Annotated in this window: 17 protein-coding genes and 1 pseudogene; 4 read left to right on the forward strand and 14 right to left on the reverse strand. The window is 61.4% G+C overall.

The genetic code is table 11. From position 1 onward, the window contains the following. Positions 1-11: 11 nt before the first annotated feature. The 9 genes from ureG to ACR0D8_RS17390 form a co-directional block, all read right to left on the reverse strand. Positions 12-650 (reverse strand): urease accessory protein UreG, encoded by a 639-nt coding sequence (gene ureG / locus ACR0D8_RS17350; RefSeq protein WP_480648364.1) that lies wholly within the window; start codon positions 648-650, stop codon positions 12-14. Beyond that, on the reverse strand, positions 647-1,294 hold the full coding sequence (locus ACR0D8_RS17355) for an urease accessory protein UreF (RefSeq protein WP_480648366.1): 648 nt from the start codon (positions 1,292-1,294) through the stop codon (positions 647-649). The genes ureG and ACR0D8_RS17355 overlap by 4 nt, the downstream gene beginning before the upstream one ends. After that, on the reverse strand, positions 1,284-1,736 hold the full coding sequence (locus ACR0D8_RS17360) for an urease accessory protein UreE (protein ID WP_480648368.1): 453 nt from the start codon (positions 1,734-1,736) through the stop codon (positions 1,284-1,286). The genes ACR0D8_RS17355 and ACR0D8_RS17360 overlap by 11 nt, the downstream gene beginning before the upstream one ends. 22 nt (positions 1,737-1,758) lie before the next feature. Next, positions 1,759-1,983, reverse strand: a complete 225-nt coding sequence (locus ACR0D8_RS17365; protein WP_480648370.1) for a hypothetical protein — start codon at positions 1,981-1,983, stop codon at positions 1,759-1,761. 130 nt (positions 1,984-2,113) lie between these two features. Further along, on the reverse strand, positions 2,114-3,823 hold the full coding sequence (gene ureC, locus ACR0D8_RS17370) for an urease subunit alpha (protein ID WP_480648371.1): 1,710 nt from the start codon (positions 3,821-3,823) through the stop codon (positions 2,114-2,116). After that, complete coding sequence (locus ACR0D8_RS17375) at positions 3,823-4,128, reverse strand: urease subunit beta (RefSeq protein ID WP_480648373.1); 306 nt, start codon at positions 4,126-4,128, stop codon at positions 3,823-3,825. The genes ureC and ACR0D8_RS17375 overlap by 1 nt, the downstream gene beginning before the upstream one ends. Beyond that, a complete protein-coding gene (locus ACR0D8_RS17380) occupies positions 4,125-4,286 on the reverse strand; it encodes a hypothetical protein (protein ID WP_480648375.1) in 162 nt (53 codons plus the stop codon). The genes ACR0D8_RS17375 and ACR0D8_RS17380 overlap by 4 nt, the downstream gene beginning before the upstream one ends. Before the next feature lie 17 nt (positions 4,287-4,303). Continuing rightward, positions 4,304-4,606 carry an urease subunit gamma gene (locus tag ACR0D8_RS17385; RefSeq protein WP_480648377.1) on the reverse strand — a complete coding sequence of 101 codons (303 nt, stop codon included), beginning with the start codon at positions 4,604-4,606 and terminating at the stop codon, positions 4,304-4,306. Position 4,607: 1 nt separating this feature from the next. Continuing rightward, complete coding sequence (locus ACR0D8_RS17390) at positions 4,608-5,267, reverse strand: urease accessory protein UreD (RefSeq protein WP_480648379.1); 660 nt, start codon at positions 5,265-5,267, stop codon at positions 4,608-4,610. A 649-nt stretch (positions 5,268-5,916) separates the two neighbouring features. Here ACR0D8_RS17390 and ACR0D8_RS17395 point away from each other — a divergent pair. Both ACR0D8_RS17395 and ACR0D8_RS17400 read left to right on the forward strand, forming a co-directional pair. Further along, positions 5,917-6,192, forward strand: a pseudogene (locus ACR0D8_RS17395) (ABC transporter ATP-binding protein); the annotation flags it as partial. Between the two features lie 197 nt (positions 6,193-6,389). Further along, complete coding sequence (locus tag ACR0D8_RS17400) at positions 6,390-7,736, forward strand: substrate-binding protein (RefSeq protein WP_480648381.1); 1,347 nt, start codon at positions 6,390-6,392, stop codon at positions 7,734-7,736. Positions 7,737-8,073: 337 nt separating this feature from the next. Here the strand turns inward: ACR0D8_RS17400 and gph are convergent, their stop codons facing one another. Next, complete coding sequence (gene gph / locus ACR0D8_RS17405) at positions 8,074-8,748, reverse strand: phosphoglycolate phosphatase (protein ID WP_480648383.1); 675 nt, start codon at positions 8,746-8,748, stop codon at positions 8,074-8,076. 214 nt (positions 8,749-8,962) lie between these two features. Between gph and hemP the strand changes: the two genes are divergently transcribed. Together hemP and ACR0D8_RS17415 are read left to right on the forward strand one after the other, a co-directional pair. Further along, complete coding sequence (hemP, locus tag ACR0D8_RS17410; RefSeq protein ID WP_475157865.1) at positions 8,963-9,130, forward strand: hemin uptake protein HemP; 168 nt, start codon at positions 8,963-8,965, stop codon at positions 9,128-9,130. After that, complete coding sequence (locus ACR0D8_RS17415) at positions 9,127-9,603, forward strand: hypothetical protein (RefSeq protein WP_480648386.1); 477 nt, start codon at positions 9,127-9,129, stop codon at positions 9,601-9,603. Before hemP ends, ACR0D8_RS17415 begins: the two co-directional genes overlap by 4 nt. A gap of 43 nt (positions 9,604-9,646) precedes the next feature. Here ACR0D8_RS17415 and ACR0D8_RS17420 read toward each other — a convergent pair whose 3' ends face one another. The 4 genes from ACR0D8_RS17420 to ACR0D8_RS17435 all read right to left on the reverse strand — a co-directional run bounded on the left by ACR0D8_RS17420 (position 9,647) and on the right by ACR0D8_RS17435 (position 16,655). Further along, complete coding sequence (locus tag ACR0D8_RS17420; RefSeq protein WP_480648388.1) at positions 9,647-12,712, reverse strand: aminotransferase class III-fold pyridoxal phosphate-dependent enzyme; 3,066 nt, start codon at positions 12,710-12,712, stop codon at positions 9,647-9,649. Positions 12,713-12,818: 106 nt separating this feature from the next. After that, entirely contained in the window at positions 12,819-13,691 is an 873-nt protein-coding gene (locus ACR0D8_RS17425; RefSeq protein WP_480648390.1) for an NAD(P)-dependent oxidoreductase, read from the reverse strand. Between the two features lie 97 nt (positions 13,692-13,788). Beyond that, complete coding sequence (gene cueR, locus ACR0D8_RS17430) at positions 13,789-14,178, reverse strand: Cu(I)-responsive transcriptional regulator (protein WP_480648392.1); 390 nt, start codon at positions 14,176-14,178, stop codon at positions 13,789-13,791. Next, positions 14,175-16,655, reverse strand: a complete 2,481-nt coding sequence (locus ACR0D8_RS17435) for a heavy metal translocating P-type ATPase (protein ID WP_480648394.1) — start codon at positions 16,653-16,655, stop codon at positions 14,175-14,177. The genes cueR and ACR0D8_RS17435 overlap by 4 nt, the downstream gene beginning before the upstream one ends. Positions 16,656-16,665 lie beyond the last annotated feature (10 nt).

Here is a 16,665-nt window from a genome sequence, read left to right on the forward strand (position 1 = left end):
GCGCAGGGGCGCTAGGTCGCCCCTGTCTGGCCCGACACGTCCAGCCCACCGATCTGCGCCAGCAGGGTCAAAATCTCATCGACGCCCTGCCTGTGCCGTAAAGATGTGAATACGAAAGGCCGCCCCTTGCGCATTCTGGAGGCATCGCGATCCATCACCTCAAGCGAGGCCCCGACATGCGGGGCCAGATCGGTTTTGTTGATTATCAGAACGTCAGATTTCGTGATGGCTGGCCCGCCCTTTCGCGGGATTTCCTCGCCTGCGGCCACGTCGATAACGTAGAGCGTGACGTCCGCGAGTTCAGGGCTGAAGGTGGCCGACAGGTTGTCGCCGCCGCTTTCGATCAGCACCACCTCGACCTCCGGGTGACGGGCCTGCATCTCGGCCACGGCGGCGAGGTTGATCGAGGCATCCTCGCGGATCGCCGTATGCGGGCAGCCGCCGGTTTCCACGCCGATGATCCGGTCCTGCGGCAAAATCTGCATGCGCATCAGCGCCTCTGCATCCTCACGCGTGTAAATGTCGTTGGTGATCACCCCGACCGAGACCTTGTCGCGCAGCGCCTCGGACAGCGCGGCGGTCAGCGTGGTTTTTCCGGCACCCACCGGGCCGCCGATACCAACGCGCAGGGGGCCGTTCATATTGGTCATGATCGGAATATCCTTGAATACTGGGTTTCATGTTTCATCGCCGCGATGTCGGACAGGAAGGCGGTGGACCCAAGGTCGTCCAGCCCGCCGTCGATCGCGTCACGTGCCACGCGTTGCACCAATGGCGTCAGATAGCGGATCAGCCGCTGGGCGTCGGTCTGGCCAAGGGGCACCAGCCGCGTAGCGCAGGCCACCAGATTGGACAGGAACGCCTGCAGGTACATCTGGGCCGTCAGTTGCAAGGGCAGGTTTTGTAGCCGGGCCGCGTGACCGACCGCCACCGGATAGGTCAGAGGGTGCATGTCCAGCGCCCAGACCTCGGCCGTTACGCCACAGAACGCCTCACCCAAAAGGCGCGTTTCAAGCAACCGTTCGGCCGAGGCGCAAAACGCCCGTGCGGTGCGGTCGGCTTCGGCCAGTGCCGGGGGCGTGAGTGCCTTGTAAGCCGCCGTCAGAAACAGGCAATCGTTGCGCCCGGACCCGTGTTCGATCACGTTGGCGATCCATCTGCCGGTCTCTGCAGCGTTGGTTACAACGCTGCCGTCAATTGCGGTTTCCAACCCGTGAGAATAGGCGAACCCACCTACCGGGTACGCCGGAGACAGCCATTGTGTCAGCGTCAGAATTTCGGCGTCAGTGGGCATGGCCATGGGTCCTGCCGTGACCATATGCGCCACCCTCGGGTGTGAACGGCTCCCGCACCTCCCGGACAGTTGCGCCGATCTTCAACAACATGTCCCGGATGACATGGTCCACCTGAATCAACAGGCGGTTCCGTTCGATCTGACAGGGCGTATGGCGATTGCCGATATGCCACGCGATGCGAGGCAGGTCGACGGCCTGAACCTCCAGCAACATCTCGGGCGCGGCCTGAATCTCGACCTCACGCCCGTCATCCAGGATCAGGGCGCCGCCGTGATCCAGCGACGTGGTCTGCGCCAGATCTACAAGAATCTGTTCGCCGCTGTCACAGGTCAGGACCTTGCGGCGCAAAAAACGGTCTTCGTAGGTCAGCGAAAGATGGTCTGCGGGATCACCATGTTTGTGGTCGCTATACTGGCGTGCTGTGCAGAGCAGGGCGGTCATTGGCACGCGCCCCCGGAACTGGTCAGAGCCAGATGGAATCCGCGAAAACGTGATGTACGATCCGATCGCGCGTCAGACCGCGCTTGCGCAGTTCTTCGTCGCTCATCGACTGGAAACGTTCGATTTTCCGAACGCGGGATTGCGCCTCGGCCAGTCTGACCAATGCCGAATAGATCGACGAACCGATTGAAGAGAACAGGCCGGGAAGGGAAAAACCGCTGCGTGCCTGACTTGCTGTATGTGCCATTTGGACCCCCGATTACGAGCGTGGCGTTGGTCCTCCCATGGGTTTCATAGTTTGTCATTTCGTCCTCACTTTGTAGTGGGTGTTTGATCATGGCTGGAATGCAGGTGCTGCAACGCAGCACAAAAAACAGTCAGAACATGAAATAGCGCTGCGCCATCGGCAGGGTTTCGGCAGGCTGGCAGGTCAGCAGCTCGCCGTCCGCGCGTACCTCATAGGTTTCCGGATCGACCGAGATTTCCGGCGTTGCGTCATTCAAAAGCAAGTCGTGCTTGCCGATGTTGCGGGTGTTCCGGACGGCGACCGTTTGTTTTGCCAGCCCCAGCCTGTCGCCAATCCCGTCTGCCTGCGCGGCGGTCGAGACAAACGTGATGGCCGAGTTTTCGACTGCTCGCCCAAATGCCCCGAACATCGGGCGGCTGTAGACCGGCTGCGGCGTCGGGATCGAGGCGTTGGGGTCCCCCATCTGCGCGCAGGCGATGGTGCCGCCCAGCAAAACCATCTCGGGTTTCACGCCGAAAAAGGCGGGGTTCCACAGAACCAGATCAGCGCGCTTGCCTTCTTTGATGCTGCCGATTTCGTGACTCAGCCCATGTGCGATGGCCGGGTTGATCGTGTATTTCGCGATATAGCGGCGGACGCGCAGGTTGTCGTTGTCGCCAGTTTCTTCAGCGAGACGCCCCCGCTGTTTCTTCATCTTGTCGGCGGTTTGCCAGGTGCGGATCAGTACCTCTCCGACGCGGCCCATAGCCTGACTGTCGGATGCGATGATCGAGAACGCCCCCATGTCGTGCAGGATGTCCTCTGCCGCGATGGTCTCACGCCGGATGCGGCTTTCGGCAAAGGCCACGTCCTCGGGGATGGATTTATCGAGGTGGTGACAGACCATGAGCATATCCAGATGCTCCTCGACCGTGTTCACCGTGAATGGCCGGGTGGGGTTGGTCGAGGAGGGCAGAACGTGGTTTTCGCCGCAGATCCTGATGATGTCGGGGGCGTGGCCACCGCCCGCGCCTTCGGTGTGAAACGCGTGGATCGTCCGGCCTTTCATCGCAGCTACGGTGTTCTCCACGAAACCGGATTCGTTCAGCGTATCGGTGTGGATCATCACCTGCACATCCATTGCGTCGGCTACCGAGAGGCAGCAGTCGATGGCCGCAGGCGTGGTGCCCCAATCCTCATGCAGTTTCAGCGCGCAGGCGCCCGCCTTGACCTGTTCCTCCAACGCAGCGGGTAGCGAGGCGTTGCCCTTGCCCGCAAAGGCCAGGTTCATCGGAAAGGCATCCGCCGCCTGCAACATGCGCCCGATATGCCAGGGGCCGGGGGTGCAGGTGGTGGCCAGAGTGCCATGCGCCGGGCCGGTGCCACCGCCCAGCATGGTGGTCAGGCCGGAATGCAGCGCGTCCTCAATCTGTTGCGGGCAGATGAAGTGGATATGGCTGTCGAAGCCGCCTGCGGTCAGGATACGCCCTTCGCCTGCGATGGCCTCAGTCCCCGGGCCGATGATGATGTCGACGCCCGGTTGCGTATCCGGGTTCCCGGCTTTGCCGATCTTGGCGATGCGCCCGTCTTTCAGGCCCACATCCGCCTTGTAGATGCCAGAGTGATCCACGATCAACGCGTTGGTGATCACCGTATCCACGGCCCCCTCGGCGCGCGTGATCTGAGATTGCCCCATCCCGTCGCGGATCACCTTGCCGCCACCGAACTTGACCTCTTCACCATAGGTGGTCAGGTCGCGTTCAACCTCGATGATCAGGTCGGTATCGGCCAGTCGCAGTTTGTCGCCAGTGGTGGGGCCAAACATGGCCGCGTAGTCCGAGCGTTTGATATGCGCCGGCATCAGAGCGCCCCCATGACCTTTTGATTGAACCCATAGACCCTGCGCGCGCCGCTTATTGGGATCAGCGTGACTTCACGGCTTTGCCCCGGTTCAAAGCGCACCGCAGTACCCGGCGCGATGTCCAGCCGATGCCCGCGCGCGGTGTCGCGGTCAAACTCCAGCGCCGGGTTGGTTTCGGCAAAATGGTAGTGCGAGCCCACCTGCACCGGCCGGTCTCCGGTATTGGCCACCAACAGGGTGATCGCCGTCGCTTTGGCGTTCAGGATGATCGTGCCATCGGCGGGGAAGACCTCGCCGGGGATCATTTCGGCAGCTTGGCGATCAGGGCGATTACCACCAGCGCCACCAGTGCCAGCCCGATGCCCAATGTGGCATAGTCACTGCCATGCGCGTGGACATGGGTGTCGGTATGCGCGACCGCAGGACCGGCAAGGATCAGGGCAGGGAGCAGCATTCGGGTCATGGGATTTCCTTTTTGATTTAACGGATTGGATTATGCACGGTCACCAGTTTGGTGCCGTCAGGAAAGGTGGCTTCGACCTGAACCTCAGGGATCATCTCGGGCACGCCGTCCATGCATTGCGTGCGGGTGATCACTTCAGCCCCGGCCTGCATCATGTCGGCGACCGATCGGCCGTCACGCGCGCCCTCGACCACGGCGTCGGTGATCAGGGCGATCGCTTCGGGATGGTTGAGCCGCACGCCCCGCGCCAGTCTTTTACGGGCGACCTCGGCCGCCATGGCAACCAACAATTTGTCTTTCTCGCGGGGGGTCAGGTTCATGTCAGAGCATCCAGCATCGGGGAAGGGTGTCGTCGTTCAGGTGCCGCAGGATCGGCATCAGCGTGCGGCGCAGGGTCAGGCCGTTTTCAGCCAGCATCCGGATCACCAGCAGGTCATCATGGGTCAGGCTTGCTCCGGCGGTGTCAGGCAGCATCCGGCGGACAGGTTCAACATGGCCCTCGGCTGAGGGCGACACCAACACCACCAGCGCCATCGCACCGGCGCCATCGGCGATGCAGGGTTGCGCCAGATGGGTCTGCAAATCGCCCGAAAACCGGATCGCATCCAGAAACACGGGCATGCCGCCGCGCCGAATTTCGATGCGGTCTCTGAGGCAGATATCCGACAGGGTCTCACCCATGGCCGCCCGCCCGAAAATCAGTGGCTCAACCATCAGCGCCGAGGCGTCCGTGGCCATGTCGATTAACAGACGGCGGTCCAATGCGCTGCCATTGAACAGAATGGTTTCCTGCGGCAGCCAGTTCAGGCGGGCACCGGGATCGATGTTCAGGTGGGTGTTGATTTGCCCACGTTGACCCGGCTGCGCCTTATAGGCACGCTCGCAGGCCTGCGTCGTCAGGGTCAGCGTAGTGTCCGCCGCAGCGTGTGCAGTCAGCCGAAAGGAATCGCCGCCGGTAATCCCGCCTGCTGTGTTCAGCAAAACCGCCTCCAGACCCTGGGTCGCGGACCGGGGGAACAGGCACTTGTACGAGCCGGACTGGCGCAGCCCATCCAGAACCGAGATTTTGCCCAGTTTCTTTGCGCTCAGACGAATCGCGCCGGTTGCACGCGGCGGCGTTGCGCCCTGACTGGGTGTTATGTTGGCAAGTTTTGTAATGGCGCACCCGAGTGTCGAAGACCTGTGCCATTTGTTTCACCAGACGGGTGCCGGAACTCTATTCTGCGCCGCCGCATTTGGCGGATTTCCCTGCGTCTTGATTAATTTTTGACCACGCGGCCACATGTCAGGTCAAAAAATAAGCAGATACAGCGGAATTGTCGAATGGCCATGACCGCCGGTTTGCCAAGTTCGCTGCGACGCAGAAACCATATAGGTGCCCGTTGCGGAACCTATCCCGGGGTGTGTGACGGCTGCGCGAATTGGACCTCGGACACAACCGCCACACAGAACGCAACAACAGTTGCGGGGAACAGGTAGAAGAAGAGCCCGCCTCTGCGTTAACCCTCTCGCCGGTGCGCTCTATTACCCAAAGGCGGCCAGAATCCGCGCGGTGGTGGTTGTCGAACATAACATGGAGTTCGTTCGCCGCCTGAACTGCAAGGTTACCGTACTGCATGAGGGCTCTGTTCTGGCCATCGCACGGGCGCTGATCACCCGGCCAAAGCTTCTGTTGCTGGACGAGCCCACCGAAGGCATCCAGCCCAACATCATCCAGCAGATCGGAGAGGTCATCCGCCACCTCAGAGAACAGGGTGAAATGGCGATTGTCCTGGTCGAGCAGTATTTCGATTTCGCATATGACCTCGCCGATAGATTTGTCGTCCTCAGACGCGGCGCGGTTCTGACATCCGGCGCCAAGTCGGAACTCTCACGCGATCAGGTATTGCGGGGGGTTACGGTTTAGCTACTGTGGCTGGCGAACATCGACCGGCCCCCTTATCCGGGGCTTTCCCTTGATATTCATTTGCAAATCTGCGGCGCATTTTGAATAGGTTGATATGCCTGTTCTAACGGCAATGGACATACGCGTTTTGCGCCGGGCAATGTCCCGTAACGCTGACCGTCCAGCCGCCGGATGCAGGCAGGGATAATGAGGATTGAATGGCCAACAGATCTGTCTCACGCCGCACGCTGCTGAAAACCGGTGCTGCCGCAACCGGTGGTCTGGCCCTGCCCACGATCTTTACTGCCGCGTCGGTCGCCGCTTATACGAATGAGCCGACGGGCCCTTCGGTGGTTTTTGGCTTCAATGTCCCGCTGACCGGACCTTATGTCGACGAGGGCGAGGACCAGTTGCGCGCGCAGCAACTGGCGGTTGACCATCTGAACGGCATTGGCGACGGCGGGTGTCTTGGTACATTTACCTCCAAGGCGCTGACGGGGAACGGAGTCCTTGGCAAAAAGGTCGAATTTGTCACCGGTGACACGCAAACCAGATCGGACGTGGCGCGAAAGTCTGCCAAATCCATGATCGAAAAGGACGGCGCGGTCATGATCGGCGGCGGGTCGTTTTCGGGCGTGGCGATTGCGGTTCAGGACCTCTGTCAGCAGACGGGCGTTGTCTTCATGGCCGGTCAGACCCATTCCAACGACGTGACCGGCAGGGATCGAAAGGCCAATGGGTTCCGTCATTTCTTCAATGCGCAAATGTCGGCCGACGCGCTGGCCCCGGTACTGGCGACCGAACTGGGCCGTGAACGCCGCGCCTATCACCTGACGGCCGATTACAACTGGGGACGCAGCCAGGAAAAGGCGATGGTCGCATCGACCGAGGCCGTGGGGTGGGAAACGGTCAAATTCTTGCGGACGACGCTTGCGACAACGGATTTTTCACCCTTCATGCCCCTTATCCTGGAGTCGGGCGCAGATGTGCTCGTTCTGAACCATTACGGCGGCAGTATGGTGAACGCGCTGGTCAGCGCGATGCAGTTCGGTTTGCGTGATCAGGTTGCCAACGGCAGGGATTTCCGGATCGTCGTGCCGTTGGTCACTGAACTGACGGCCGCCGTGGCGGGGGAAAGCATCAAGGGTGTGATGGGTTCGGTGAACTGGAACTGGCAGTTGCAGGACGAAGGCACAAAGGCATTTGTCAACTCGTTTCAGGCAAAATACGGCAAGCCCCCTTCGAACGCGGCGCAGACCTGTTACGCGCAGACTCTGCTGTATGCCGACGCCTGCGAACGCGCAGGAACTTTCAACCCCTGCGGCGTGATCGAAGCTTTGGAGGATTTTGAGTTCGGCGGGCTTGGCAACGGCCCGACCTTGTATCGCGGTGCCGATCACCAGTGCTTTAAGGATGTTCCTGTGGTGCAGGGCAGCGAAGCCCCCACCAATGCACACGACACGCTTCAGATCGTTGGGGTGACGCCACGCGCGCAGGTCACCTATGACCCCGGTCATCCGATGTTCGACGGCGGCATCCTCGGCACCTGCAATTCAGGCGCATAAGCCGGCCAGTGGCCGTATAGTTGCTGATCCCCGTCCCGGGCAGGATTCGCGTGACAGGCAGCGAATATAGGGCGCTTTGCACCCGGTCCACGTGCTTTCGTCGATGAATGCAAGAAAAAGTCGCTGCGATTTCAACGTCATCTCGGGGTCTACGGGAATCCCCCAATATCTAATTTCGGACCGATTCGCTAAGTATTGATTATCGAAAGGGTCATTCCGGACCATACCACTTTTCCCCCTGTGAGGGGCTGGCTTCTTACCCCCTCGGCCGGCCCCTCAGTCACCCTCCGGATACCGTTTCCATTCATCCCTGAGACGGCTTGGGCCAGGCACCTGTTCAGGTGGTCTGGCTCAGCTTTTGCACCACCTCGCGGACCAGCGCGGGTAACTCGGATGCGTCGCCATAACTGGCGGTGTGGGCGATATCCGTGACAGGTGTTTTTCGGTATCCGTTGGCAAACAGCAAAAACGGAACCCGCGCCCGCCGGGCGGTTTCAGCGTCAACCTCGCTGTCTCCGACAAATAGACGGGGGCCAGAGGGCGCGACGGCGTCAAAGCTGGCCTCAAGATGAGCCGGGTCCGGTTTGCGGGTATTCAGACTGTCGCCGCCAAGGACGGCATCGAAATGATGCGCAAGGTCCAGAGCTTGCAGAACATGGCGCGCTGGTCCTTCAGGTTTGTTTGTGCACACGCCCAGAACGCATCCCATCGCGCGCAGTTGATCCAGCGCCTGCGGTATTCCGGCATAGGCAACCGTCTTGACGCAGGCAGCGGCATTGTAATGTGCCAAGGTTTGCCGGGTCAGATCCGCATGGTGGTCCATCGGCAGGCCGCAATGGCGGATGACACGTTCAACCAGTTTGGGCAGGCCGTTGCCCACAAAATGTTTCACCGTTTCCTGCGGCAGCGGCGCGACACCGGCGTCCTGCAACATCCTGTTCGCAGCCCCTGCGATATCGGGAAGGCTGTCCACAAGCGTTCCGTCCAGATCGAACATGATTGTCGCGCGCATCTGCTGCCTCATTGCATGGATATCTGCGCAACACGTATCGCGCCGGACAAACCTGCGCAATCTATGTGGTGCCGCATAACGGGGCTTGACATACCTGACTAAAATAATCAGATTAAATGAGAAGCTGTCAGCCAACCCTCAGCCGGGTCAGCCAGATCGACCAAAAACGCGAACAGATAAAGGCTTTCGCCCGAAAACTTCTGGAGTTGTCCTGATGAATGTGCAGAACCCGAATCCCGGCCAGTCCTATGCGGTTTCCATGCTTCCGGCTCATAAGGCCGAAGACCTGACCAAAGGTGGGAACCTGGCCCATATCGAACTGGGCGACCAGCTGTATACGCTGCGCATCACGCGGGCCGGTAAACTGATCCTGACGAAATGAGCGCGCCTTCGTCACGCGGCGGGGCTGCGGTGGGGCGGCTGTCCGATCTGACCCCGATCGAAGCCGGTGCCGTCATGTACCTGCGATTGTGGAGCGACGGCGCGCACGGTCGCAGGGACGCGGCGCATGATTTCGAGATCGCGCTGGGCGTCGATCAGGGCCGGGCCACGATGATGACGCTGGACCGGTTATGCGTTCTCTGCGCCCAACACGGCCGGCGACCGCTGGTTCGCCACGGGCTGGACTGGTCCTGCCTGGGTGCGGATGAAAACTGCTTCGCCCAGATGATCGCCGCAGCATCTGAAGGCGCCCGTGAAGACGCGATGATGATGGCGTCGCTGATCGTGCGCCCTGATTTTGCGCCGGCGCTGGCGTCATTGTCCGAAGAGCTCGGTCTGGCCCTGCGACGAATGACGGCATCAATCCCGGTGCCGACAACCGGCCATCAGACCCCCTCGGCCATGCTGCACTGAGCGGTGATGGCGCGGCCCCGGCAACATTTGCCGGGGTCCCAGCTCAGCAGCACCCGCACCCGGTATGGTGATGGTCGTGATCGCACGCGGGTGCCGGGGCATAGTCGCCGACTTCGGACAGAACATCGCGCAGCGCCCACAGGATCATGTCCACATCCTCGGCTTCGATGGTCAGGGGCGGGCGGATCTTCAGGATATTGTCCTTGGGACCTTCGCTGCCGATCAGGATACGGTGAACGCGCATCCGGTTCTTGACGTATTTGCAGATTTCCGTGCTTTCAGACCCGTCCGGGTTGATCAGTTCCACCCCCAGAAACAGACCCATGCCGCGCACGTCGCCGACACAGGCGAAATCGGCCTCGATCCGGCGCAGCCCTTCCATCAGACGCGCGCCCATGATGCGGGCATTCTCCTGCAACCCTTCGTCATCGACGATGTCCAGCACCTCTTTGCCGATCCGGCAGGACAGGGTCGAGCCGCCAAAGGTCGAGAAAAACTCGATCCCGTTGTCAAAGCTGCGGGCGACTTCCTTGGTTGTCACCAGCACACCCAAGGGGTGCCCATTGCCGATGGGTTTTCCCATGACCACGATATCCGGCAGCGCGCCCTGATGTTCGAAGCCGAAATAGTATTCACCCAGACGTCCCAGCCCGGTCTGCACTTCGTCGGCGATGCAAACCCCGCCGGCGGCCCGGATTTTCTCATAAACCGCAGGCAGATAGCCCTTGGGGGGGATGATCTGACCACCGACCGAGGGGAAGGTCTCGGCGATGAATCCGGCCACGCCCTGTCCCTTGTCCTGCAAGGCGGCAATCGCCGTGTCTACGAGGTCAGCGTATTTCTGGGCGCAGTTGGGATCGTCACGTTTGAACGACCCCCGATAATCGTCCGCCACTTCGACCAGTTCGACCCAATCGGCCTGACCGATCCCTCCGGGTTTGTTGAACTTGTAGGCCGAGATCGCAACGGCTGCATTGGTGTTGCCATGATAGCCGTGATCCGGTGTCACGATTCCCTTGGCCCCGGTATGCGCGCGGGCCAGCCGCAGGGCCAGTTCGTTCGCCTCGGTGCCCGAGTTAACGAAGAAACAGACCTGAAGATGATCGGGCAGCTTTGACAGGATCTTGTCAGCAAACGCCGTCTGAGCCGGGTGAAGATAGCGGGTGTTGGAATTCATCCGCTTCAACTGATCGGCCGCAACCGCCTGAATGCGCGGATGCGCGTGACCCACATGAGGCACGTTGTTGTAGGCGTCCAGATAAGGGCGCCCCCATTCGTCGAACAGATGGTGCTTCCAACCACGCACCAGCATCACCGGATCGTCATAGGTCAGTGACAGATTGCCGCCGAAATGATCCTGCCGCCCCTGCAGGATCGCCTGCTTGTCGGTCGGCCGAAAGAACACCTTGTCATCCGGCAGGTTCAGCAAGGCCGCCGGGTTGGGGCAGACCGCGTGCCAGAGGTCCATCTCGTCAGGATCACCAACCCCCGGCCAGTCGTTTTTCATCCCGTCCGTGGTCAGGGCCAGCTGGAAATGCACGTGAGGCGCCCAACCGCCGTTTTGGCTGGCATCGCCGAGCCGGGCAAAGGCTGCACCCTGCGCCACCGGATCGCCCGGTTTCAGCCGGTCGCAGACCTCAGGGTCCAGATGACCATAGAGCGTATAGAACGGATCACCTTCGGGCGTTTCATGATGCAGGATCACGACACCGCCATAGTCCAGATGCGCGTCTCGGTTCTCGACCGCCTCGACCCGTCCGCTCATCGGTGCATGCAGGACGGTGTTCACCGGGGCAAACACGTCCACCGCCAGATGAACGGTGCGCCGGTCCGACGCCTTCCATGGCCCTTTGCGAAACCCCGGCTCGGTATAGATCAGACGTGGTTCGTTGTAATAGCCCAGCCACGGGCCCTCGCCAAACTCCTCCCCCACGCGCTCGGCCTCTTCCAGAGGCATGTGAAACGGGTTTTGCGGCCAGGTCGAGCTCTCAACCGACAGCGACCCCGTGGGCGCATCACTCAGGTCCTGCCCCATCATCTCGGCAAACTGACCACGATGCTCCGAAAGATAGGCATGAATGCGTTCCGCCCCATCCGTCACAGGCAATCCACAGGCCGCCCGCAGCCGCGCTGACATTAGCCCGCCATTGACAGTTCCGTTCTCAAGGAACCGCCACGCGGGCGCCTGGCTGATTGTCACGTAAGGATCGTCCGGGTTTTCCGAGGCCATCAGGGTCGAATTCACGACCGACACGGCCAGCCGCATCCGCAGCAGAGGCCAAATCAGATCGACCTCATCCGCCCGCAGCCGGTTGGCCGCGTGGTATCCGCGCACCATTGCGGCCAACGCCCGCTCGGGCCTGGGGTGGTCCAGCACGACATACGCGCCCGCAATGGCCAGATCGCAAACCCGCGGGGCTGAACACATGTCGCCCAGATCGATCAGCCCGGATATGCTCTGCCGCTGGCCCAATTCGCCTTCGACCAGAATGTTATAGTCATTTGCGTCGTTGTGGATCGCCTGTGCAGGCAGGTGCGCCAACTGGTCCGCTATCGCGGTGAACCCGTCGCAAATATCCGCCAATATCGCCCGCCGCGCAGGGTCGGTTACGACGTCGAGCTGGTCCGCGACCCAACCGGCCTGTGTCAGGTCCCATTTGAAATCGGACCGGTGCAGGCCGTCATGGGCAAAGCGTTCCAACGCCTTGTCGGTTGCGCCCAGCACCCGGCCCAATTTCAGGATCAGTTCCCCGGATTTGGGCGCAGCTTTGGCATAGCATTGCCCCGGCAGACATTCGAGCAGCCACACAAGCCGCTTTTGGCCCAGCATATCTGCAATTTCCGGCAGCATATTCCCGTTCAGATCAGGAAATACCTCGGGAAACGGCAATCCCGGAGCTGCGGATGCGATATGCGCCAGCGCCTTGACCTGCAGGTCGACAAGGTCAGCCTCGCAACCTGCGCGCATCACCTTCAGTACATAGTCCCGTCCGTTGGTGGCCCGGACCAGAATGTTCTGGTCATATTCCCCATCCAGCCGTGTCAGCCCGGCCTCCAGCCCCCAATGCCGGTGCAGGGCCTCAGCCCAGAAAGCACATGTGTCGTTCATATCAGATCCCGTCCCGTCTGCACCGTGATCCTCTTCATCTGGCTAAAAATACCTTCGGGGGTGAATTGGCCCGGCGGGCCAAGAGGGGGCAGACAGCCCCCTTTCTTCAGTCCAATGCGCGCAACCGTTTGAACAACGAAGACGTGTCCCACCGTCCACCGCCCAGTTTCTGCACGTCCTTGTAGAACTGATCCACCAGGGCGGTCACCGGAAGCGAGGCGCCGGTTTCGTTTGCCGTCGCCAGACAGATCCCCAGATCTTTTCGCATCCAGTCGACCGCAAACCCGTGTTCAAAGTGATCGTCCAGCATGGTTTCATACCGGTTTGCCATCTGCCAGCTGCCCGCGGCGCCCTGGCTGATCACCTCGACCACGGAACGTCCGTCAAGCCCGGCTTTTTCGGCGAAATGCAGCGCTTCGCTCAGGCCCTGAACCAGCCCGGCGATGGCGATCTGGTTGCACATCTTGGTCATTTGACCCGCCCCGCAATCACCGATGCGGCGACAGATTTTGGCATAGACCTGCATGATCGGCTCGGCCGTTTTATAGGCTGCCGCATCACCGCCGCACATGATCGACAGAACGCCATTTTCAGCCCCTGCCTGCCCGCCCGAGATCGGGGCGTCGACAAAGGCGATGCCACGCGACTTTCCGGCCTCATACAACTCGCGCGTCACCTTCGCGGAAACGGTTGTATGGTCCACAAAGATTGCCCCTTCGGTCATTCCGTGGAACGCACCGTCTTCGCCGGTGCATACCATTCGAAGATCGTCGTCATTGCCAACACAGGACATCACGAATTCAGCACCCTCGGCCGCCGCGCGCGGTGTTGTTGCTAATGCGCCGCCAAACTGCGCCACCCAGGCCTCGGCCTTAGCGGCGGTGCGGTTGTAAACCGTTACCTCATGACCCGCTGTCTGCAGGTGACCGGCCATGGGATACCCCATGACGCCCAGACCCAGGAACGCGACTTTTGCCATTTGGTGATCCTCTCTGCTGTCCGGCGGCCGGCTTTCTCATCGGGCCGGAATGTTACGCAGAGACAAAGCAAAGCTGCGGCCAAAGGGCAACCCCGTGCTAACTGTTGCCACCCAAATCCTGCAGGATCGGGCAATCGGGTCGGTCATCCCCGGCGCAGGCGTCGATCAGGTGACCCAGCGTGTCGCGCATTGCGTTCAGGTCGGCGATCTTGGCCTCGATCTGGGCCAGATGCGCCCGGGCCACCTTTTTGACGTCCGCGCTGGCGCGGGTTTCGTCTTCGTACAGTGCCATCAGGGTGCGGCAATCCTCGATGGTGAATCCCAGAGCGCGGGCGCGGCCCAGAAAGTTCAGTTTATGCACGTCGCTGTCGCGGAACCTGCGATAGCCGTTGTCGTCGCGCAAAGGTCTGATCAGGTCGATATCTTCATAATAGCGGATCGTCTTGGCGGGCAGGCCGGTCCGGGTTGCAACATCTCCGATATTCATAAGGTCACCGTTTGGGTTGAATGATCGCTTGGGCCGTCCGGCAGGTTGGGCCGGACGCGGCGCAACCGCAGCGCGTTCGAGACAACAAAGACGCTCGAAAGGGCCATGGCCCCTGCTGCCAGAGCAGGCGACAGAAGATGGCCACTGAATGGGAACAGCACGCCGGCGGCCACGGGGATCAGCAGGGTGTTGTAGCCAAAGGCCCAGACCAGATTCTGCCGGATGTTGCGCATGGTTCTGCGGCTGATGTCCACCGCGTTCGCCACGCCGCGCAGGTCGCCGGACATCAGAACCACGTCCGCCGTTTCGATCGCAACATCGGTACCTGTGCCGATGGCCACACCGATATCCGCCGCCGCCAGAGCCGGGGCGTCGTTGATGCCGTCGCCAACAAAGGCCAGCGTGCCGAACTGGTCGCGCAAGGCGGTGATTGCGGACAGCTTGCCATCGGGCAGCACCTCGGCCGTGACGTGGTCGATGCCCAGCCTGTCTGCCAGCGCCTGTGCCGTGCGTGCATTGTCGCCCGTCACCATCGCCAGCGTCAGGCCCATCGCATGCAACCGGTCCAGCGCCTGTGCGGTGCCGGGTTTGACGGGGTCGGACACGGTCAGCAGCGCCGCCGCCAGACCGTCAATCGCAACAAACAGAGGTGTGGCCCCTTCAGCCGCGCGCCGCTCTGCCTCAGGTGTCAAATCGGTCAGATCCACGCTGTTGCGCGCCATCCATCTGGGTGAACCGATCAGCAGATTGCGCCCTTCGACAACCGCCTGAACCCCCAGACCGGTATGGGATGCAAAATCCGAAGGCGCCGGCAGTTCCGATGGGCCTGCGCGGGTGATCGCGGTCGCGATCGGATGTTCCGAGCGCGCCTCGACCGCGGCGGCCAGTCGCAGCACGTCGTCGCGTTCAAAACCGTTGGCCGTCAGAACGCTTTCCAATTCGGGCCGTCCCATTGTCAGCGTGCCCGTCTTGTCCAATGCGACGACCCGGGCCTGCTGTAACTGCTGCAACGCGTCGCCCTTGCGAAACAGCACGCCCAGTTCTGCGGCGCGGCCGGTGCCCACCATGATCGATGTCGGTGTGGCCAGCCCCATGGCGCAGGGGCAGGCAATGATCAGCACGGAAACACCGGTGACCAGTGCCATTGGTAGGGCAGGTGCGGGGCCAAGGATCAGCCAGACGGCAATTGTTGACAGGGCCACGCCAATCACCGCGGGCACGAACCAGGCCGTGATCCGGTCCACCAGCCCCTGAATCGGCAGCTTGGTGCCCTGCGCCTGTTCCACCATATGAATCACCTGTGCCAGCACCGTATCCGCCCCAACCCGCGTGGCGCGAACACGCAGCGCACCGGTGCCATTGACGGTGCCTCCCACCACCTGATCCGATGGGGATTTGCCCACCGGTACCGGCTCACCCGTGATCATGCTTTCATCGACATAAGAGGTGCCTTCAAGCACCTCGGCGTCCACGGGCACACGCTCCCCGGGGCGGATTTGCACGATATCGCCGGTCACGATGTCGGAAATCGGGCGGTCCAGTGTCACGCCGTCCAATTCGACCCGCACTGTTTTGGGCTGCAACCCCACCAGTTTGCGGATCGCGGCCCCGGTCCGGCCCTTGGCTCGGGCCTCCATCACGCGTCCCAGCAGGATGAGGACCACAATGACCGAGGCCGCTTCGAAATACACGTTGGCGCTGCCCTGCGGCAGAACCTGCGGCGCGAAGGTTGCCGTGACCGAATAGAGATAGGCCGCACCTGTCCCTAATGCGACCAGCGCATTCATATCAGGCGATCCGCGCAACAGGGCGGGGATGCCTGTTGCATAAAACACCCGCCCGGGTCCCAGCAACAGCACCGAGGTCAGCGCGAACTGAATCAGGTGACTGGCCTGCGTTCCTATGGTCGTGTGCACCCAATGGTGGAAGGCAGGTATCATATGACCACCCATTTCCAGCACGAAAACCGGCAGCGCCAGAACCGCCGCAAATACTGTTGCGCGCGTCAGGGCACTGGCCTCGGCCATTTTCTCGCTATCGGTCCTGTCTTCGCTGATGCAATCGGCCACGCGGGCGGGATATCCGGCATCCTCCGACAGTTTGGCAAGATTTTGGGGGTCGGTTGCTCCGTCAATGTAGGTGACGGTTGCGCTTTCGGTCGCCAGATTGACCCGGGCCTCGATCACGGCCGGATCGGTCAACAGCGCTTTTTCGATCCTGCCCACGCATGAGGCGCAACTCATACCGCCGATTTTCAGGGTCGTCTGCCGGGTCGCAGCCGGATACCCGGCACCGGACAACGCGTCGGTCAGCGCATTGACCGGACCGTCATGCGCAACCTGCGCGGACCCGGTCGCAAAATTCACCGATGCCTCGGTCACGCCGGGAACGCCACGCAGGGCGGATTCCACCCGACCTACGCAAGAGGCACATCCCATACCTGTAATCTTCAACTGGATCGTTTGTGGAGCGGCCATCCGACTCATC

This window comes from Ruegeria sp. BG10 (genome assembly GCF_056538575.1).